Consider the following 20,726-nt stretch of genomic DNA (forward strand, 5'->3'; position numbering starts at 1 on the left):
TCCAGGGCCGCCGCGAGCGGACTGTCGGACACCGGGAGGGTGGGGGGCGGGGTCTTGGCCCGCGCAGCCCGGGGAGCGGGCACCGCGGCCTCGGCGGGCGCCGGCGGCGGATCGTGCTCGGGGGCGGCCTCGGGTCCCACGGCGGATTCGACCCCGGAGTCGACCAAGGGTTCGCCCCCGGGTTCGAGTCCCGGTTCGCGCCGCCGGCCGTCGTCGTTCACGTGCCCTCCTCCTCGTCCGCGTCCCGCAGCACGGTGTCGAATTCGTCGAACTCCGCGCTCACCGCCACGTCCTCGGCGGCGCCCGCGATCCACTTCACGGTCAGCTCCCCCAGCGCCTCGACCTGGTCGAACCCCACCGCCAACTCGCGGAAGAGTTCGAGCAGGACCAGGAACCGGGCCACCACGTGCAGCGTGTCCGGCGCGTCGGCGGCCAGCTCGGCGAAGGTCGCGCTGCCCATCCGGCGCAGCCGCTCGACCACTATCGCCGCCTGCTCGCGCACACTCACCCGCTGTGCGTGGATGTGCTCGATGGACACCACCTTCGGCGCCTTCGGCGTCATCGCCTTGGCCGCCATCCGGGCGAACCGCTCCAGGTCGGTGGTGATCACCACCTCCGGCAGCAGCCCCTGGTAGCGCGGCTCCAGCGGCACGTCGCGCGGATACCGGCGGGACTCCTCGGCCCAGCGGTCCGCCAGGATGCCGGCGATCTGCTTGTACGCCCGGTACTGGAGCAGCCGGGCGAACAGGATGTCCCGGGCTTCGAGCAGGGCCAGGTCCTCCGCGTCCTCGACCTCGGCGGCGGGCAGCAGCCGGGCCGTCTTGAGGTCGAGCAGGGTGGCCGCGACCAGCAGGAACTCGGTGGCCTGGCCGAGGTCCCAGTCCGGCCCCTGGGCCCGGATGTGCGCAATGAACTCGTCGGTGACCCGGGACAGCGCCACCTCGGTGACGTCCAGCTTGTGCTTGGCGATCAGGCCGAGGAGCAGGTCGAACGGGCCCTCGAAGTTGTCCAGGCTGACCCGGAAGCCGGTGCCGTCGTCCGGTACCGGAATCGGCGCCGGCGCCTCGGCGGGCGGGGGCGAGGCGGGCCCGGGGACGCGGACCGGGGCGGGCCCCGCCTCGGGATCGGCGGATCCGGCCCCGGCCCCGGCGGCGGACGTCGGCGGCGGCGACCCGTCCGGCCCGACCGAAGCGGCGGGCCGGCCCGGGCCGCGCCCGAGCGCGCGTCGGGGGCGGGCGGAACCGTGGGTGTCGGACATCGTGCGCTCAATGGTGCGGGCCGCGACTGCGGGAAACGGCACGGACCCGCCGGGCGGTGGTCCGAATTGGGCCACTCAGGGGACCGGCGGGTCCGTCGAGACTTCACCGAGCGGGCAACCGCTCGAATCGGGTTTGTCGCTTAAGAGCCACGCAGCCGGCGGACGAGAATGCTCGCCTCGCCGCGCGCCTCCAGGTCGGCCAGGACCACCGCGACCGCCTCGCGCACTATCCGCCCGCGGTCCACGGCCAAGCCGTAGTCGCCGCGCAGGCTCAGCCGCGCGTGTTCGAGGTCCATCAGTTCCTCGGCGGAGACGTAGACGGTGATCTTCTCGTCGTGTCGCTCGCGCCCGCTCGGGCGGCGCTGCGCACGGGTGCGCCGATGGGCCGGACGCGCGGTCGGGTCGACCCCCGCGGCGGCGGCGGACATCGACGACGCCCCCGACGGCGTGGGCGCCTCGCGGCGACCGGGCACGGGATGTTGTACGGCGTGCTGTTCGGCCTCGCCGGATCCGCCGTCCGCACCGGACGACTCGTGTCGCTCGGTGCTGTCGGGTGTGGCCCCGACCGGTGGAACCTGCGCGGGTACGGTGCCGCGCTGCTCTCCCGCGTCGCCGCCGGCACTCTGCTGCTGTCGCAACATCGCGCCGCCGGTGGTGCGGAACAGCTCGTCGGCACCCGGGAGACTCACTCGGCGCGACACCGGGCGAGCACCTCCCTGGCGAGCTGGCGGTAGGCGGCGGCGCCCACCGAGTTGGAGGCGTAGGTGGTGATCGGTTCGCCCGCGACGGTGGTCTCGGGGAACCTGACGGTGCGCCCGATCACCGTGTGGAAGACCTGATCGCCGAACGCCTCGGTGACCCGGGCCAGGACCTCGCGGCCGTGCACGGTGCGGACGTCGTACATCGTCGCCAGGATGCCGTCGAGCACGAGGTCGGGGTTCAGCCGCTCGTGCACCTTCTCGATCGTCTCGGTCAGCAGCGCCACGCCGCGCAGCGCGAAGAACTCGCACTCCAGCGGCACGATGACGCTGTTCGCCGCGGTGAGCGCGTTGACCGTGAGCAGACCGAGCGAGGGCTGGCAGTCGATGATGATGTAGTCGTAGTCGTTGACCAGCGGCCGGATCGCGCGCGAGAGTGTGGTCTCGCGGGCGACCTCGGTGACCAGTTGCACCTCGGCAGCCGACAAGTCGATGTTGCTGGGCAACAGGTCCATGCCGGGGATGATCGTCTTCAGCAGCACGTCGTCCGCGCTGAGATGGCTTTCCATCAGCAGGTTGTAGACCGTGAGTTCGAGCTCCATGGGGTTGACGCCCAGGCCCACCGAAAGCGCGCCCTGGGGATCGAAGTCCACGAGCAGGACCCGGCGACCGTATTCGGCCAGCGCGGCACCCAGGTTGATGGTCGACGTGGTCTTGCCGACGCCGCCCTTCTGGTTGCACATCGCGATGATCTTCGCCGGCCCGTGTTCGCTCACCGGCGCCGGGATCGGGAAGTAGGGAAGGGCGCGGCCGGTCGGGCCGACCCGCTCGCGCCGCTGCGTGGCGGCGTCGGGAGCGAGGGTCGCGGCGTATTCCGGATCCGGTTCGTAGTCCGCGTCGGGGTCGAACGGTCCGCCACGCAGTTCCTCGGCGTAGCGCAACTCGTCGTCGTAGTAGTACATATCGTAGGCGTACTCGTGCGCGTCCGGGCCATCGAGCCCGTCGGGCCCGGCCTGGCCGGCCGGGGCGGTGTGGCCCGCCTGGACGGCGGCGTCCGTGCGCGTCCCCTGCTGGTCCTGCGGGCCGTCGGCGGGCCCGTAGGAAGAGGTAGTCGGCGCTGCACGGCCCGGCGCCGCCCCTGGCTGGGCACCCCCGGGAGCAAATGTCGACTCGTTCACAAGTCGTCTTACCTCCTTGCCGACCAGGTCATTTCTTGCTTCGTCAGCCTGAGTCCTTGCCGACGGATCGCGACTCTATGGCGTTGCGGACGGTCGCAGCAAGGCGAACCGCCCGACGTATGCAACATGTGAGGTGATCCAGTCAAGCGCCCGAGGGTGGGATCCTCAGTACATCTGATGTGGTTCATCGGGGGTTTGGCGCACGTAGACTCGGGTCGTGGACACCGAGGAATGACCCAGGAGTTCCTGGACGACCCGGACATCGGCCCCACCGTCGAGCAAATGTGTGGCGAACGAACTCCGAAGTGTACGTGGGGAGATGCCCCGCTCCGGAGCACTCCGGCCGGCCGCGTCGGCAAGCACGGCCCATCCGCTCTGCCGTGACAGTCGGCCGCCTCGCGCGTTGAGAAAAACGGCGGCGCCACCGGAACCCGAAGCGGCCAGCTCCGGGCGCGCCCGCAGCAGGTACACATCGAGCGCCGCCAGGGCACTCGCCCCCAACGGCACGACCCGCCGCCGCCCACCCGAACCGCGGAGCCCGATCGTTCCGGCCGCCAAATCGACATCGGCGAGGTCCACCCCCACCGCCTCCGAAACCCGAGCCCCACATCCATACAACACCTCGACCAGGGCCCGATCCCGAAGCCCGAACACCCCGGAGGCAGCCGAGGCCGCAACAAACAACGCCTCCACCGATTCCGCCGAGAGCACATCCCCACGCCGCCGCCCCGAAACCACCGGATCCGGCGCGGCAACCCCACACGCCACATCCACGGCAACCAACCCGGCACTCACCGCAAACGCATGAACCCCGCGCACGGCCACAAGCGCCCGCGCCACGGAAGCCGGCGCCAACCCCTCATCCCGCAACGCCCCACCAAACCCCCACACATCCGCGCCCCGAACCCCGCCCAACCCCTCGATCCCGAGCCCACGCACATAGAGGAGGTACCGCCCAAGATCCCGCCGATAAGCAATCAACGTATTGCGAGCCAACCCACGCCGAAGCCCCAAATACCCCAAATACTCCTCAACAACAGTCTCCACGCCCCTAATTCTGGCGCCCAAAACACCACATGCCGCACACCCACGTCATTGGGGGTGTACGGCATGCGCACGGCCTCGACCAGAGACCAACCAACCGCCCGACCAGACCAACCTCAGCCCAGCAGGCAACCCGAAGCCCGAAAGCCCCAGCCAAACCACCACGCAACCCGGCCGGCGCCTGAGACCACTCAGCCCGTCCGGCGCTTGAGGCCAAGCAGGCAACCCGCAACCCTCAAGCCCCAACCAAGCCAACCCCAGCCCGGCCGGCGCATGAGGCCACACAGCCCGGCCGGCGCTTGAGGCCAAGCAGGCAACCCGCAACCCTCAAGCCCCAACCAAGCCAACCCCAGCCCGGCCGGCGCTTGAGGCCAAGCACGCAACCCGCAGCCCTCAAGCCCGGCCAAGCCAACCCCAGCCCGGCCGGCGCTTGAGGCCAAGCAGGTAAACCGCAGCCCTCAAGCCCGACCAAGCAAAGGTCAGGAACCCAGGACCTCTTCGAGCGAAACGGCGTCAATCCCCAGCGCCTCGCCCACAGCCGCGTTCGTAAGCCGACCCTCATGCGTCGACAGACCCAGCGCCAGCGCCCGATCCGCCTTCGCCGCCTCACGCCACCCACGATTCGCCAACTGCACGATGTACGGCAGCGTCGCATTCGTCAGCGCATACGTGGACGTGTGCGGCACCGCACCCGGCATGTTCGCCACGCAGTAGAAGATCGAGTTGTGCACCTTGTACACCGGGTCGTCGTGCGTCGTGGCGTGCGAGTCCTCGAAGCACCCGCCCTGGTCGATCGCGATGTCGACCAGCACCGAGCCCGGCTTCATCCGCGACACCAGCTCGTTGGTGATCAGCTTCGGCGCCTTCGCACCCGGAATCAGCACCGCGCCGATGACCAGGTCCGCGTCCAGCACGGCCTTCTCGATCTCGTACGTGTTCGACGCGACCGTCTGCAGATGCCCCTGGTAGATCCGGTCCGCATCGCGCAGCGCCTGGATGTTCCGGTCCAGCAGCAGCACCTCGGCCTGCATGCCGAGCGCGATCGCCGCGGCGTTCATCCCCGAGACACCGGCGCCGATCACGACGACCTTCGCGGCGTAGACGCCGGAGACGCCACCCATGAGGGTGCCGCGACCGCCGCCCTGCGCCATCAGGTGGTACGAGCCGACCTGCGGCGCGAGCCGACCGGCCACCTCGGACATCGGCGCGAGCAGCGGCAGCGCGCCGTTGGGCAGCTGCACCGTCTCGTAGGCGATGGACGTGGTCCCGGCGTTGAGCAGGGCCTCGGTGCACTCCTTGCCTGCGGCGAGGTGCAGGTAGGTGAACAGCGTCTGGTCCTTGCGGAGCCGGCCGAACTCGGAGGCGATCGGCTCCTTGACCTTCAGGATCAGCTCGCCGGTCGCCCAGACCTCGTCCGCCGTACCGAGGATGGTCGCCCCCGCGGCCACGTACTCCTCGTTGGGGATGGACGAGCCGACGCCGGCGTCGTGCTCGATGAAGACCTCGTGACCGTTGCGCACCAGCTCGTGCACGCCGGCGGGCGTGATCGCCACGCGGTACTCGTGGTTCTTGACCTCGCGGGGGATACCGACCTTCACGGCTATCAAGTCCTGTCGACAGAGGGTTGGGCACCAGCGAGCCCGAGCATGCGAAAGCACGCTGTACCTCGTGGTGTCCCTAGCTTAGTGCGGTTGGAACCCCCCGCCAACCTTACAAAGTGGCAGTGAGGACCGGACCGCTTGTCTATTTCGTAGGTTGCGCCCAAAACTTTGGACAGCAGCGAGTACCCACAAGGGGTCTACTCGTCACCCAGGAAGCGGCGAACCTCGTCGGCCTCGGGCGCGCCCGCGTCCACGAGCAGGGCCAATGCCTGCCGGCGGCGCGATCGGGCGTCCCGGGCGTCGCCCGAATCGAGCGCCAGCTCGGCGCTCTGCAACAGCGCCAGCGCCTCCAGCCGCTCGTCGCCGGCCGCGCGAAACGCCTCCATCGCGTCGCGGTACACCGTCAGCGCCTCCGGCACCCGGCCCGCCTCACCCAGCACGGCGGCGATGTCGGCCAGCACCCGGCCGATGTCGGCGGGGTCGCCGATCCGCCGACGCACCCCGAGCGCCGCCCGGTGGTCGCGCACCGACTGTTCGAAGCGGCCCATCCGCGCGTGCAGCCGGCCCAGGTGGGAGAGCACCCGCGCCTGGCCGGCCGCGTCGCCGATGGTGCGGCGCAGCAACAGCGACCGGTCGTACCAGTCGGCGGCCCGCTGCAGGTCGCCCAGGTCGGCGTAGGCATTGCCGAGGTTGACCATCGCCCGCCCCTCGCCGGCCGGGTCGCCCAGTCCGCGGGAGACCTCCAGCGCGGCGCGGTAGCAGGACAGCGCCTCCTCCAGCTCCGCGCGCGCGACGTGCAGGTTGCCCAGATTGAGCAGGGCCACCGCCTCCTGCCGGCCGGAGCCGGCCCGGCGCGCGGTGGTCAGCGCGAGTTCGTGCAGTTCGCGGACGTCGCTCCAGTGCGCGCGGCGGTCCAGGAGCCGGGTGAGCACCGAGACCAGCCGGCGGGTCGCCGCGTCCAGTCCGGCCGCGGCGGCCACCCGGGCGGCGGCCAGCAGTTCGGGCCGCTCGTCGCGCAACCACGCGCGGGCCTCGTCGGCGCTGTCGAAGCGCACGTCGGCGGCCGGGTCCGGACCGCCCGTGCCGATGATGATCCGCTCCGCCGAGCGGGCCAGGCGCACATACCGGTCGAGCAGCCGCACCCGGGCGTTGCGCCGCTCGCCGGGCCGCTCCTCCGCGTCCAGGCGCTCTTGTACATAGCCGCGCACCAAATCGTGGAAGCGAAAGCGGCCCGGCACCGAGCCCTGCTCCAGCAGGTGCAGCTCGCGCAGCTCGATCAACGACCGCGTCGCCGCGTCCGGCCCGCAGTCGGCCAGCGCCGCGGCGGCGTCCGCGCCGAACTCGCGCCCCGGCACCAGCGCGAGCAGCCGCAACAGCCGGGCGGCCGACGGCACCAGTTCACGATGGATCAGCGAGAAGCACGCCCGCACCGCCAGGTCGTCCCCGGCCTGCTCGTGCAGCCGCAACCGCTCGGCCCGCAACCGCCGCCCGACGTCGGCCATCGCGTAGCGCGGCCGGGCCCGCAACCACGCGCCCGCCATCCGCAGCGCCGCCGGGTGGTGGTCGCACAGCGCGGCCAACTCGTCCGCGGCCCGCGGATCGCACGCGACCCGGGTGTGCCCGGCCAGGTTCCCGAGCAGTTCGGCCGCGGCGCGCGGGTCGAGCATGTCCAGCGCACAACTGCGCACCGCCGCGGCCCGCCCCAGGCCGGTGAGCGGGGCCACCGAGGTGACCACGACGAGCGCGGTCGGGCTCTCCGGCAGCAGCGGCCGCAACTGCGGCGTCCCGGTCACGTCCTCGAGGAGGATCAGGAACCGTTTGCCGTCCAGGTGCTCGCGAAAGAGCCGGATGCGCTCCTCGTGCGCGGAGGGGATGCTCGCCGTGCCGAGCGCGTACAGCATCGACTCCAGCACGTCGCCCGGCGGGATCAGCTCACCGCGCGGCCCGGTGAGCCGGGCGTAGAGCCGCCCGTCGGGGAAGTGCGGGGCCAGCCGATGGGCGAGCCGTACCGCGAACTCGGTCCGCCCCACGCCCACCGGTCCGGTGATCGCGACCACCCGGTCCCGGGGCAGCCACACCGTGCGGGTGGTGCCGGGGTGCTCCGGGTCGGTCGGCGCCAGTTGCGCGGGGATCGCCGCGCCGGGTCCGGTCACCCAGGTATAGAGGGTGTCGAGTTCGTCGGTACGCCCGACGAAGTCGGGTCCGCCGGGCGGCAGTTGGTCCACGATCGCGGGCAACGCCGGGACCGGCGCGCGCATTCCGGGAACCAGCCCCTCGGTCGACGCACACGCGACCTCGGACTCCCCGGTCACACCCACCGCAGACGCCCCCTGTCTCACCCACACCCATCGCGCAGATTACGACCACGCACGGGCCCACAGGGCCCGACTCGCCAACCCCGAGTCACGAAATCCGCAGCCTTTCGCCCCCGAGGCGACGGGTGGGCGAGTGGGCACAAATATCCCGGGCCCACCAGGACCCGACCGCGGCCGGTCAGAACGGTCGAGCAGGCCAGGGCGCGTCCGCGGCCCGCAGCGCGTCCAACCCGTCCCCCGCCCGCGCGGCCGCCAGCGCCAACGCTCCCGAAACCAGTGTCGGATTGTGCAGCTCGCCCGCCAGGATCAGCTCGATCGCCTCGTCCACCGGCAGCCAGGCGAGCTCCATCCCGACCTCCTCGTGCTCCACCGCGAACCGCTCGGCGGTGGACTCGGACAACCCGCGCGCGAGGAACACCCGGATCGCCTCGTCCGAGGAGCCGGGTGTGGTGTAGATGTCCACCAGCACGTTCCAGACGGCGGCCTCGTGGTGCGCCTCCTCGAACAATTCCCGCCGGGCCGCGTGCAGCGGATGTTCGCCGGCCACGTCCAACAACCCGGCCGGGATCTCCCACAACTTCTGCCGCACGGGATGCCGGTACTGCCGCAGCACCAGGATGCGCCCCTGCTCGTCCAGCGCCACCACGCCCACCGCGCCGGGGTGGTCCAGGTAGTCGCGCCGCGCGCTGCTCCCGTCCGGCATCTCGACCACGTCGCTGCGCATCGACCAGACCCGCCCCCGAAACGGCGTCTCACTCGCCGAGACCGGCCACGACTCGGGGGTGTCGCCGATCCTCGCCCGAATCCGCGGGTCGTTCACGTTGCGCTCCCTCTCACCCGGCCGCCGGCCGAATACCGCCGCCCCGATCGGCCAGCCTAATGGTCTTCGACCGCGCGCCGGCCACGAGCAGGACCGTGATCGCACCGACCCCGAAGACCGGCGAAACCCGGGAAGCCACCCGCCCGCGTGCGCGGGTGGGTGGCTTCCCGGGTCGTCGAGCGCTCGGGCGGGTCGAGCGGTCGGGCGCGTCGAGCGAACCTACGGCGGGCGATCGGTCAGGAGGTCGTCTCCACGACCCGGTCCTCGCCCTTGATCCGGCGGACCGCCGCCGCGACCAGGCCCGCGAACAGCGGGTGCGGGCGCGTCGGGCGCGACTTCAGCTCCGGGTGGGCCTGGGTCGCGATGAAGTACGGGTGCTGCTCGCGCGGCAGTTCGACGTACTCCACCAGTCGGCCGTCGGGGGAGAGCCCGGAGAAGACCAGGCCGGTCTCCTCCAGCCGGGTCCGGTAGGCGTTGTTGACCTCGTAGCGGTGCCGGTGGCGCTCCTCGGAGCGGGCCGCGCCGTACACCTCGCGCGCGATCGAGCCCTCGGCCAGGTCCGCGGTGTACAGCCCGAGCCGCATCGTGCCGCCCAGGTCGCCCTGGCCCGCCACGATGTCGAGCTGGTCGGCCATGGTGGCCACCACCGGGTGCGCGGCCTCGGAGTCGAACTCCAGCGAGTTGGCCCCGTCGAGCCCGGCCAGGTTGCGCGCGGCCTCGATCACCATGCACTGCAGGCCCAGACAGATGCCCAGGGTCGGGATCCGGTGCTCGCGGGCGTACGCGATCGCCTGCACCTTGCCCTCGACGCCCCGGTCGCCGAAGCCACCGGGGATCAGCACCGCGTCGCAGTCGCCGAGTTCGCGCGCGGCGCCCTCGGGCGTGGCGGTGTTGTCCGAGGTCACCCACTTGATCCGGGTGCGCACGTTGTTGGCGAAGCCGCCCGCGCGGATCGCTTCGGTGACCGAGAGGTAGGCGTCGGGCAGGTCGATGTACTTGCCGACCAGCGCGACGGTGACCTCGCGCTCGGGCTGGTGCACCCGGCGCAGCAGGTCGTCCCATTCGGTCCAGTCCACGTCCCGGAAGTTCAGCCCGAGCCGGCGCACCACGTACGCGTCCAGGCCCTCCGAGTGCAGCACCTTGGGGATGTCGTAGATGGACGGGGCATCGATGGCCGCGACCACGGCCTCCTCGTCCACGTCGCACATCAGCGAGATCTTGCGCTTGATGTCCTGCGGCACCGCGCGGTCGGCGCGCAGCACGATCGCGTCGGGCTGGATGCCGATGCTGCGCAGCGCGGCGACCGAGTGCTGGGTCGGCTTGGTCTTCAGCTCGCCCGAGGGGCCGATGTACGGGAGCAGCGAGACGTGCAGGAAGAAGACGTTGTCCCGGCCGACCTCGTGCCGGACCTGGCGGATCGACTCCAGGAAGGGCAGCGACTCGATGTCGCCGACGGTCCCGCCGACTTCGGTGATCACGATGTCGACGTCGGCCACGGCCATCGCCCGGATCCGCGACTTGATCTCGTTCGTGATGTGCGGGATGACCTGGACGGTGTCGCCCAGGTATTCGCCGCGGCGCTCCTTGGCGATCACCGTCGAGTAGACCTGACCGGTCGTCACATTGGCCGAGCCGTGCAGGTCGACGTCGAGGAAGCGCTCGTAGTGGCCGACGTCCAGGTCGGTCTCGGCGCCGTCGTTGGTGACGAACACCTCGCCGTGCTGGAACGGGTTCATCGTGCCGGGGTCGACGTTGAGGTAGGGGTCGAGCTTCTGCATCGTGACCCGCAGGCCGCGCGCCTTGAGGAGCGCTCCGAGGCTCGACGCGGTGAGCCCCTTGCCAAGCGAGGAGGCGACGCCTCCGGTGACGAAGAGGTGCTTCGCCTGCCGGGTGCGACTGGGCGTCTGAGGCACTGCCAAGGAAGGGCTCCCGTGGTTGCGATGAAGGGGGATGTCCTGGGGACATCCGAGGGATATCGAAGGGGACGCTGCTGGGCCGACGCGGGCCCGGAACAGTCCCACCAAGTCCACGGGATACCAGCCTAACAGCGTCGGGGGTCGAGGTCCCGCACCCGGGGCGGAACAACTGCGACACCACCCGGCGATTGCCCAGAGTGACGACGCACGGGAGAATCCGGACGCATGCCGACGGAACGGCCGAGTCGGATTCCACGCAGAGTCAACGATCGGGTCGGCGAAAGCAGGCACGTTTCAGCGCCGACGGCGCACTATGCTACGCAGGCGGCGCGCGAGCCTCTCTCCGTTCGCCGACACCCGCGCGCAGCGGAACCCACGCGCGCGACGGGTGCGCGTCCCCCGGATCCCGACGGGACGACATTTCGGGAGTACCGGTCGATCCGACCACCGTTCCGGCGGTCGATCACGCGCGCGTGGTGCACCCTGGAATGAATCGATCAAGGCAACCGAGGCAACGAATCGATCGATCGCCGACCAGAACACGACATCGGCGCGCAGGGTACGTACCACCCGCAGCAGCACCCGCAGCACGACCCACCGGTACCGGCACGCAGCACGACCCGCCGGCACCGAACACAGCAACCCGTACGAGCCGACCCCTCGTACGCGCCCAGCCCCCCGGCCGATCCCCGCCGCGCACGACGGGACCACCGGCCTCACCAGGACGACCAGGAACGGAAAGCGCTGCCCGTGACCAGCCGCATCGAGGACTACGCCCTCATCGGGGACATGCAAACCGCCGCTCTCGTGGGCCGCGACGGTTCCATGGATTGGCTCTGCCTCCCCCGCTTCGATTCGCCCGCCGTGTTCGCCGGCCTGCTCGGCAGCGAGGAACACGGCTCGTGGCGGGTCGCGCCGCTCTCCGGCGGCCCCGCGACACGCCGCCGTTATCGCGGCGACTCGCTGATCCTCGAATCGGAGTGGGAGACCCCCCGGGGCACCGTTCGGGTGATCGATTTCATGCCGCCGGCCGACGCCCTGGTCGGCGCGCCGGTGGTGGTGCGGATCGTGGAGGGCGTGTCCGGCCAGGTGCCGGTGCGCTCGGAGCTGCGCATGCGCTTCCACTACGGCAAGGTCGTGCCCTGGGTGCGCCGCGAGGCGGACGGCCGCACGGTCGCGGTCGCCGGGCCCGACGCGGTGTGGTTCGACAGCGACACCGAGACCTACGGACGCGGGCTGACCACCTATTCGGACGTCACCCTCGGGGAGGGCGACCGGGTCACGTTCACCCTCACGTGGCATCCCTCGCACGTCGACGGCCCGCTGCGCACCGACGCGCTCGCCGCGCTCGCGGACACCGAGTCGTTCTGGGCCGACTGGATGACCCGCTGCACCTACCAGGGCCCGTGGCGCGAGCCGGTGGTGCGTTCGCTGATCACGCTCAAGGCGTTGACGTACGCCCCCACCGGCGGCATCGTCGCCGCGCCGACCACCTCGCTGCCCGAGGACGTGGGCGGCGTGCGCAACTGGGACTACCGCTACACGTGGCTGCGGGATGCGGCGATGACGCTGGGCGCGCTGCTCAAGACAGGCTTCGTGGACGAGGCCAAGGCGTGGCGCGAGTGGCTGCTGCGGGCGGTGGCGGGCGACCCGGAGAATCTGCAGATCATGTACGGCGTGGGCGGCGAGCGCAGGCTCACCGAGTACGAGGCGACCTGGCTGCCCGGCTACGAGGGCTCGCACCCGGTACGGATCGGCAATGCCGCCGCCGAGCAGTTCCAGCTCGACGTCTACGGCGAGGTCGTCGACGCGCTGCACCTGGGCCGGGTCGCCGGCATGGAGGGCCACGACCACGCGCACGCGCTCCAGCTCAAGCTGATGGACTACATGGAGCAGCACTGGCGCGACCCGGACGAGGGCATCTGGGAGGTGCGCGGGCCGCGCCGGCACTTCGTGCACTCCAAGGTGATGGCGTGGGTCGCGGTGGACCGCACCATCAAGATGCTGGTCGACCAGCCCGAGGACTCCGACACCGGGAAGATGCTGGAGCACCTGAAGGGTGTGCGCGAGGAGATCCACCGCGAGGTGTGCGCGTACGGCTACGACGCCGAGCGCAACACCTTCACCCAGTACTACGGCTCCACCGAGCTGGACGCCTCGCTGCTGCTGATCCCGCAGGTGGGCTTCCTGCCGCCGGAGGACAAACGGGTGATCGGCACGATCGAGGCGATCCAGCGCGAACTGACCGAGGACGGCTTCGTACGCCGCTACCCCACCAACGGCACCAGCGTCGGCCTGGACGGCCTGCCCGGCGACGAAGGCGCTTTCCTGGCCTGCTCGTTCTGGCTCGCCGACGACCTGGCCATGATCGGCCGGGTCGAGGAGGCGCGCGAGCTGTTCGAACGCCTGCTCGCGCTGCGCAACGACCTGGGCCTGCTCGCCGAGGAATGGGACCCGCGCCTCCAGCGCCAGGTGGGCAACTTCCCGCAGGCGTTCAGCCACGTGCCGTTGATCGACACGGCGCTGCGGCTGACCGCGACGATGCGCGCGGGGGCGGTCGTGGCGGCGGAGTAGGGGCCGGGTCGCGCGGGATCCCGCGGGCCGGCCCGATTCGGTGTGGCGTTCGAAGCCGGTGGGCGCGCTGTGCAGGTGTGCGTACCGGTTCCGGGTGGTACCTCCGGACACCACGACCCCCACCCGATCCACCGACGCCGACGCGGGCGACGAGCCGACCGGTTCGTCGCCCGCGTCGACGTTGAGCCGAGGGGCGGGCCACGCCGGGCGGTCGGCGGCGGGGGCCGGCCGGGAGGCGTGCGTGGGGCGGGTTGGGCGGACCGGGGCCGGGGCCGGCTACACCGGGCCCAGTTCCTCGTAGATGCTGAGGACCTGGGCGATGGTTTCGCGTTCGCCGGGCCACGTGGCGGCCTGGACCGGGCCCGCGGCCGCGAGTTCGCTGCGGCGGTCCGGGTCGGCGAGCAGCGCGGTGACGGAGGCCGCCAGGGCCTCGGCGTCGCCGTACGGCACCAGCACCGCCGCCTCGCCGACGAGTTCCGGCACTCCCCCGACCGCCGTCGCCACCAGCGGCACCCCGTTGCGCAGCGCCTCCTGGGCGACCAGCGCCCGCGCCTCCCACCGGCTGGGCAACACCACCACGTCCGCCGCGCCCAACAGGTCGGCCACATCCGACCGATGCCCCAGCAACCGAACCGGCAACGACTCGGCGTCGATACGTTCCTGAAGCGTCTCGCGCAACGGCCCGTCCCCGGCGACCACCACCAACGGCGCCGGCCGGACCTCGCCCCACTCCCGCGCCGCGTCCAGCAACACCGGATACGCCTTCTGCGCCGCCAACCGGCCCACCGCGACCACCAACGGCCGATCCCCCGCCGCGAATTCGTCCCGCACCGCGCCCCGGTCCCGGGACGCCGGCGGCAACGGCGGCGCCGACACCGGGCCGAGCCGCGCGTCCCGCGCCCCCAACTGCCGCGCCCGGTCCACCAGATCGGCCGACGCGCCCAGGACCACGTCGGCCGCCCGTACCGCGCGCCCCTCCAGCACCCGGGTCAGCGCACCCTTCGCGCCGCCCGCCAACACCGCGTTGTGCAGCGTCAACACCAACGGCGTCCGCCGCACGCGATGCCGACCGAGCGCGTTGCCCGCCACCAACCCGGCGCGCAGCCCGTGCGCGTGCACCACGTGCGCGTGCGCGCACGCCGCCCGCAACTCGCGCGCCGCGCCCCGGTCCGAGGGCCGCGGCGCGGCCGGGATCTCCACCGCCCGAAACCGCGCGCCGGTACCCGCGAAGTCGAAGTGCTCCTCGGTCGAGGCCGGCCCGCAGACCGTCACCGCGACCCCGCGCCCGACCAGCCCGGCCGCCAGCGAGCGCACGTGCGCGCCGATCCCGCCGGTGGACGTGGCCAGCACCAGGACGGCCCGCAGCCGGGCCGGCTCGGTACGCTCCCGCGACTCAGTCGTCGTGTCCACGTCGCTGCTCCCCTTCCGTTTCGGCCGTCCGCCGCCCGGGCAACGCCGCCTTCACGGCCTCGCCGACGGTGGCGAGGACGACTCCCGCGAACACCAGGGTGCCCACGATGGCGGCAACCGTCGCGATGATCAACGTAAAGACGATGCCCCCGGTGCCCAATGCCCGCGACACCCCGAATCCGACCAGGCCACCGGCCGCCGCACCGACCACCGAGGCGATCGCCGCCCGGCCCAGCGCCCGCATCGGCAGTGCCCGGGGCCCGGCCGTCCTGGCGACGGGATACGCCAGCAGCAGGCCCGCCACGGTCATCCCGATCGAGTTGCCGAGGCCGAGCGCGGCCACCGTCCAGCGCGCGGGCAACACGTACGCGAGGATCACGTCGGCGACCACCACCACACACCAGCCGACCACCACACACCCGGCGGCGGCCCGCCCGTGCCCGGACGCGTTCAGCACCCGGCTCAGGTGCGCGACCAGCGCGTACCCGATCAGCCCGGGGGCGAACGCGGCCAGCGCCCACGCCATCTGGTCCGCCTCGGTGGAGCCGGCCATGAACAGCGCGAAGAACCGCCCCACCGGCGCCGCGGCGGCCAAGAGCAGCGTGGTGCCCGCCGCGCCGACCAGCAGCACGGTCCGGGTCGTCGCGGCCACGGCGTCGGCGAACGCGTCCCGGTCGCCGTCGTGCGCGTGCGCGCTCAGGCGCGGGAAGGCGGCGGTGGCGATCGGCACGGCCAGGACCGCGTACGGCAGCAGGTACACCATCCAGGTCGTCTGGTACACCACGAGCGACCCGTGCGTCCCGCGCCCGTTGGCGAGCAGGATCACCGCGATCGTCGCGGCCTGCTGGGCGACCAGCGTGGCGACGCCGGCCAGCGCGAGGGTGCGTACCCGGCGGCCCACCCCGTCCGGAAAGCGCAACGTCGGACGCAGCCGCAGCCCGGTCGAGCGCAGCGGCACGACGGTGACGAGCGCCAGCGCCAGCACACCCGCCGTCGTCCCCAGGGACAGCGTCAATTCGGCGCCGCGGGGCAGGTGCGCGAGGTCGTCGAGGTCGACGTCGTACCGGTTCGCGAAGAGCAGATAGGTGCCGGCCACCACGAGGCTGGACACCAGCGGCGCGAGGGTGCCGGCCAGGAAGCGCCGATGCGCCTGGAGGATGCCGCCGGCGACCACGGCGACCCCGTACAGCAGCACCTGCGGCACGAACACGACCAACATCCGCGCGGCCACGTCCACCACCCCGGGCCCGTCGGCCTTGCCGGCCAGCAACACCTCGGCGATCGGCCGCGCCAGCAACGCCCCGAGCAGCACGATCGGCGTCAGAACCAGCACGACCCAGGTCAGCAGCGCGGACGCGATCCGCCCGGCGTCCTCGCGGGCGCCCCGGGCCACCGGACCGGCCAGCACCGGCACGACGACACTCGCGAGCGCCCCGCCGGCGACGATCTCGAAGACAATGTTGGGAACGGAGTTGACGGTGCTGTAGGCGGTTCCGAGAGCGGTGTCGCCCACGGTCCCGGAAAACACCAACTGCCGCCCGAACCCGGCCAACCGCGCGAACACGGTGACGAGCCCCATCAACGCGGCGGCCCCCGCCAGCCCCCGAACCGCCCGCGTGGCACCGGAGCCGCCCACCACCGAAACGTCGTCGCGAGGGGCGGTCACCGGCGACCGACCGAGCCGGTCGGCGGGCGATGGTGGGGGCGGCCGATCGTCATGCCGACGCGACGGACCCCTCGACACCCGGCCGCCCGGGCACGACGTTGGCGTCGCCGGCCGCGCCGGCGCCCGTTGCCGCGCTCGGCTCCGCACCCGCTCCGGCGTCCGTGACCGACCCCGGGCCGGCGTCCGCGGTGGACTCCGCGCCAGTCTCCGTGGCCACGCCGGCGTCCGGGGTCAGCCCCGACCCTGCACCCGCGGCCGAACCCGACCCCGCATCCGGCGCCGCGCCCGTGGTGGACAAGGACCCGGTACCCGCAACGGACCCGGGCACCGCCCCGGCCTGCGTGGCGGAACCCGACCCGGAGCCCGCCTGCGTGGCGGAACCCGACCCCGCGTCCGCACCGGCCTCTGTGTCCGCGCTCGTCTCCGCGCCCGAACCGGTTTCCGTGGCCGGCCCAGACCCGGCGCTCGCAGCCAACCCCGAGGCCGTCTCCGACTCCGCGTCCGCGACCGACCTCGACCCCTTCTCCGTAGCCGACCCCAAGGCCGTCGCCGCATCCGCAGCCGACCCGGCGCCGGCCTGCGTGGCCGAACCTGGCCCCGTGTCCGCGCCCGACCTCGACCTCGCGTCCGCGCCGGCCTCCGCGTCCGGCGCCGCGACCGAGCCGGCGTCCTTGGCCGATCCCGGCCCCGGCCCCGCGCTCGCGGCCGGCGCCGGTCGGCGGCCCAGCATGTCGATCGTGTTCAGTGCCCGGTTGCCCGCGATGACCTTCGTGAAGCTGACCCGCTCACTCGCCGCCGTCAGGCCGACCAGCACCGCCGCCTTGGTCAGCAGTCCTGTCCGGGACGCGCCCGCCGCCAGGGCCACCCCGAGCGCCGCGCCCAGCGCGTTCGCGCCCGCGTCGCCGAGCATCGCCTGCTCGCCCAGGTCCTCGGGCAGCAGCGCCGCCGCCGCGCCCACCGGCGCCGCCGCCAGAGCCGCCGCCGCGCCGCCCCGTACCAGCCCGGGCGCGCCTGCGATCAGCACCGCCTTGGCCGCCCGCCCCGGACGCAGGTCGAACAGGTTGATCAGATTCGCGGTCCCGGCCACCACCACCGCGGCCAGCAGCCGATCCACCGGATGCCGCTGAACCAGCGCGCCCGCCGCAAGCCCCGCCGCGCCCAGCCCCACGATCTTGACGCCCCCGCTGGTCACTTCGCCCTTGGCGAGCGCCCCGAGGTGGCCCTTGAAGCCGCGCCGGTCGGTCGACCCGGCCAGGTCGTCGTACGTCCCGAACCCGGCCCCCGCGACCGCCGCCAGCGCACCCGCCGCCCGCCACCGCCCCGGTACGCCCGGAGCGCACGCGGCGGCCACGGTCGCGCCGATCGCCGCAGCCGGCCCCTCCAGCAGGGTCAGCGTCTCGCCCCGGTGGTTGCGCCGCTCCCAGAGGGCGGCGCCGCCCGGGGCGCGGCGGGTCAGCGCGGCGTACGCGGTCCGGGCCGCGCCGGTCGCGGCCAGGCCGGTCACCAGCCGACCGGCTCGACCCCGACGGGACACGGCGCCCCCCGTACCGGCACCCGGCGTCACGGCGGCCTTCGTCACGGCGTCTCCTTCTTCGGCAGCTCCGGCAGCGGACCGTCGGTGGTGCCCGTCGTCCCATACTGACCCGAAATGCCCTGCTTGTCCTCGACCACCAGGGACCACACGACCGCGACCTGACCCACGGGCGTGTCGGCGGTGTCCACGGTGGAAACGGCCTTGGCTGTTTGATCGTTACGGCGCAGCGCCCAGATCGCGCCGTTCTCCTGCGCGGCGGACGCGGTGCCGGCCATGACCGTACCGTTGCCGCCGCCGTCCAGCGCCCGGGCGAGCGCGAGGTACGCGTTGTTCGTCCGCCCCGGGTCGTCGCCGGAGGTGGCTCCCGAGGGCGCGATCACCACGACCATGTCGGCGCCGACGGCCGGATTGTCCTTGACGTCGATGAAGCCGGCTTCCTTGAGCCGGGTCAGCGCCTCGGTCGCGGCCTGCGTGTTGTGCGTACCGGGCGTGGTGGTGCCCGTCCCGGGCTGCTGGCCCGTGTTCGCCCCGCCGGCGGGCGGCGCCGAGGTGGTCCCGCCGGCCCCGGCGGACGCGCCCGACCCGGGCGTCCCCGTCGCGGGCGCCCCGGAGGCCGGCGCCCCCGTGGCCGGCGCCCCGGACGCGGGCGGCGTGGTCGAACCGCCGGGCGTCCCACTCTGTATCGGCGGCGTCTTCTCGGTGATCGCTCCCGCCAACACCTTCGCGGCCCGCTCGGTCGCCGACCCGGTCGGGAACGTGAGCGCGTTCGTGCCCAGCGCCGCGACCAGTTCGTTCTCCCGCTTGGGGTCGGTCCACTGCCCCTTCACCGACACCTGGCCGGTGACCGTCGCGGACGCCCCGTCGAGCAGCTTGACCGTGCTGTCCGCCAGCTTGGTGTCCGCGCCGGGCAGCGCGACCACGACCGCCTTGTGCCCGGCGAGCCGGCCCTTGGTCAGCTCGGGCCCGACGGTGCCCATGATGCCGTTGAGGTAGCGCTGACCGGCGTTCGCCCGGTCGACTTCGCGACGCAGCCCTTCGTTGTTCCGGGCGAGGTCCTGAACCGACTGGTCGAGCCCGGAGACGGCGGCCTCCTTGAGGAAGGACGCGCCGAGGACGAGCCCGACCGACAGGGCCAGGAAGACCGCGATGATGGAGACGACGTGGTATCTGAAGTCGATCAACTGAACAGTCCCTGGAGCCAGTAGACGAAGGCGTCCCACTGTGCCCCGAACACGTGGAAGTACGCGCGCCCGAGCGGGGTCACCCGCACGGTCACCGCGATCGTGATCAGCGCGGCGAGGCACAACATGAGCAGCGAAGTCGTGGAGATGCGGCTGCGGTACAGACGGCTGACGCCCTTGGCGTCCACGAGCTTGCCGCCGACCCGCAACCGGGTGAGGAAGGTGCTCGCCATGCCGGCCCGGCCCTTGTCCAGGAACTCGACGAGCGTGAGGTGCGTACCGACCGCGACGATCAGGCTCGCGCCGCCGTCGTCGGCGAGCAACATCGCGATGTCCTCGCTGGTCCCGGTGGCGGGGAAGGCGATGCCCTCCACGCCCAGTTCGTCGAGGCGTTCCATCCCGGGGGCGCGGCCGTCCCGGTACGCGTGCACGATGATCTCCGCGCCGCAGCGCAGCGCCTGGTCGGAGACCGAGTCCATGTCGCCGACGATCATGTCCGGCTTGTAGCCGGCCTGGAGCAGCGCGTCGGCGCCGCCGTCGACGCCGATCATCACCGGGCGGTACTCGCGGATGTAGGGGCGCAGCGCGGCGATGTCCTCGCGGTAGTGGTAGCCGCGCACCACGATGAGCACCTGGCGGCCGTCGACCCGGGTGCGGATCTCGGGGACGCCGACGCCGTCGAGGAGGAGTTCGCGCTCCTCGCGGATGTACTTGAGGGTGTTCTCGGCGAATGCCTCGATCTGCTCGGACAGCCCGGCGCGGGCCTTCTCCATCGCGGCGGCCACGGAATCCGCGTCGAGCAGCGTGCCGACGGCGATCGGGTCGTCGCCGCGATAGAGGACGTTGTCCTCCACCCGGACCAGCTCGCCCTCGCGGATCCGGTCCAGCACACTGCCGCCGACCTCGTCCAGGAGTGGTACGCCGGCCTCCACGAGCAGTTGCGGCCCGATGTTGGGGTAGCGCCCGCTGATGCTGGCGGCGGCGTTGACCACGGCGGCCGGGCGGCACTTGACCAGCGCCTCGGCGGCGACCCGGTCGAGGTCGACGTGGTTGATGATCGCGATGTCGCCGGGGCGGAGCCGCTTGGTGAGGTCCTTGGTACGCCGATCGACCCGGGCGAACGAGCCGGTGTCCTCGGTGTGCCGTCGACGACGAAGCGTGGGGATCCTCACCGGCGCAATCCTGCCATGCACGAAATTCTCCGGCGGCCTCCGGCCGCTGTGGAAACGGCCCTGCGGGCCGGGGCGGCGGCCTCGGGCCGCTCTCCTCGCTGCGCTCGTCGATCCCCGGCCGACGATGACCTCGTGGGCGCTGACGCGCTGACGGGTGGCCGAATTCGCAGCGGCCCCGGGGTGATGCGGGGATGCCTGGTCGGAGTCGGAGACTCGCGGCCCGGCACGATCCGGCGCTGTCCGACACCGTCCGGCGCGGGCGCGGGGGCGTGAAATCGGAGCGGGGCTGTTACAGAAGGCGTCGGTCGCTTCGGGAGGCCCGGACCGGCGGCGGGGAGGGCGAACCGGGCCAAAGCCGC

14 protein-coding genes are annotated in these 20,726 nt (G+C 72.6%); 1 reads left to right on the top strand and 13 read right to left on the bottom strand.

Going from position 1 to position 20,726, the window contains the following annotated elements:
• Positions 1-217 precede the first annotated feature (217 nt).
• The 8 genes from ACFXKZ_RS39445 to ACFXKZ_RS39480 all read right to left on the bottom strand — a co-directional run bounded on the left by ACFXKZ_RS39445 (position 218) and on the right by ACFXKZ_RS39480 (position 10,827).
• Positions 218-1,258, bottom strand: coding sequence for a segregation and condensation protein A (locus tag ACFXKZ_RS39445; RefSeq protein ID WP_380008485.1), 1,041 nt, complete (start codon positions 1,256-1,258; stop codon positions 218-220).
• A gap of 140 nt (positions 1,259-1,398) precedes the next feature.
• On the bottom strand, positions 1,399-1,959 hold the full coding sequence (locus tag ACFXKZ_RS39450) for a hypothetical protein (protein ID WP_380008488.1): 561 nt from the start codon (positions 1,957-1,959) through the stop codon (positions 1,399-1,401).
• Positions 1,944-2,918 carry a ParA family protein gene (locus ACFXKZ_RS39455; RefSeq protein ID WP_020555592.1) on the bottom strand — a complete coding sequence of 325 codons (975 nt, stop codon included), beginning with the start codon at positions 2,916-2,918 and terminating at the stop codon, positions 1,944-1,946. The genes ACFXKZ_RS39450 and ACFXKZ_RS39455 overlap by 16 nt, the downstream gene beginning before the upstream one ends.
• A 381-nt stretch (positions 2,919-3,299) precedes the next feature.
• On the bottom strand, positions 3,300-4,181 hold the full coding sequence (locus tag ACFXKZ_RS39460) for a tyrosine-type recombinase/integrase (RefSeq protein ID WP_380008631.1): 882 nt from the start codon (positions 4,179-4,181) through the stop codon (positions 3,300-3,302).
• Positions 4,182-4,657: 476 nt separating this feature from the next.
• A complete protein-coding gene (gene ald, locus ACFXKZ_RS39465) occupies positions 4,658-5,776 on the bottom strand; it encodes an alanine dehydrogenase (RefSeq protein ID WP_078977799.1) in 1,119 nt (372 codons plus the stop codon).
• 200 nt (positions 5,777-5,976) lie between these two features.
• Positions 5,977-8,097 carry a tetratricopeptide repeat protein gene (locus ACFXKZ_RS39470; RefSeq protein WP_380008492.1) on the bottom strand — a complete coding sequence of 707 codons (2,121 nt, stop codon included), beginning with the start codon at positions 8,095-8,097 and terminating at the stop codon, positions 5,977-5,979.
• Between the two features lie 175 nt (positions 8,098-8,272).
• Complete coding sequence (locus ACFXKZ_RS39475) at positions 8,273-8,914, bottom strand: NUDIX domain-containing protein (protein ID WP_380008495.1); 642 nt, start codon at positions 8,912-8,914, stop codon at positions 8,273-8,275.
• A 236-nt stretch (positions 8,915-9,150) separates the two neighbouring features.
• Positions 9,151-10,827, bottom strand: a complete 1,677-nt coding sequence (locus ACFXKZ_RS39480) for a CTP synthase (protein WP_380008634.1) — start codon at positions 10,825-10,827, stop codon at positions 9,151-9,153.
• Positions 10,828-11,580: 753 nt separating this feature from the next.
• Here ACFXKZ_RS39480 and ACFXKZ_RS39485 point away from each other — a divergent pair.
• A complete protein-coding gene (locus ACFXKZ_RS39485) occupies positions 11,581-13,404 on the top strand; it encodes a glycoside hydrolase family 15 protein (protein ID WP_380008498.1) in 1,824 nt (607 codons plus the stop codon).
• A gap of 276 nt (positions 13,405-13,680) precedes the next feature.
• On the opposite strand, the gene ACFXKZ_RS39490 is transcribed toward ACFXKZ_RS39485, so the two are convergent.
• From ACFXKZ_RS39490 to steA, 5 genes are all read right to left on the bottom strand, one after another.
• A complete protein-coding gene (locus ACFXKZ_RS39490) occupies positions 13,681-14,814 on the bottom strand; it encodes a glycosyltransferase family 4 protein (RefSeq protein WP_380008501.1) in 1,134 nt (377 codons plus the stop codon).
• Positions 14,798-16,450, bottom strand: coding sequence for a murein biosynthesis integral membrane protein MurJ (murJ, locus tag ACFXKZ_RS39495; RefSeq protein ID WP_380008504.1), 1,653 nt, complete (start codon positions 16,448-16,450; stop codon positions 14,798-14,800). The genes ACFXKZ_RS39490 and murJ overlap by 17 nt, the downstream gene beginning before the upstream one ends.
• A 79-nt stretch (positions 16,451-16,529) precedes the next feature.
• Positions 16,530-18,059 carry a hypothetical protein gene (locus ACFXKZ_RS39500; RefSeq protein WP_380008507.1) on the bottom strand — a complete coding sequence of 510 codons (1,530 nt, stop codon included), beginning with the start codon at positions 18,057-18,059 and terminating at the stop codon, positions 16,530-16,532.
• Positions 18,056-19,195, bottom strand: coding sequence for a copper transporter (locus ACFXKZ_RS39505; RefSeq protein ID WP_380008510.1), 1,140 nt, complete (start codon positions 19,193-19,195; stop codon positions 18,056-18,058). Before ACFXKZ_RS39505 ends, ACFXKZ_RS39500 begins: the two co-directional genes overlap by 4 nt.
• On the bottom strand, positions 19,192-20,367 hold the full coding sequence (steA, locus tag ACFXKZ_RS39510) for a putative cytokinetic ring protein SteA (protein WP_380008513.1): 1,176 nt from the start codon (positions 20,365-20,367) through the stop codon (positions 19,192-19,194). The genes ACFXKZ_RS39505 and steA overlap by 4 nt, the downstream gene beginning before the upstream one ends.
• Positions 20,368-20,726: the final 359 nt, after the last annotated feature.

It is taken from the genome of Embleya sp. NPDC059237 (assembly GCF_042754105.1).
Lineage (GTDB): Bacteria > Actinomycetota > Actinomycetes > Streptomycetales > Streptomycetaceae > Embleya.

Excerpts from the sequence above, each read along its gene's own strand:
- ACFXKZ_RS39445 (WP_380008485.1), bottom strand. The coding sequence starts at position 1,258 with ATGTCCGACACCCACGGTTCCGCCCGCCCCCGACGCGCGCTCGGGCGC.
- ACFXKZ_RS39455 (WP_020555592.1), bottom strand. The coding sequence starts at position 2,918 with ATGTACTACTACGACGACGAGTTGCGCTACGCCGAGGAACTGCGTGGC.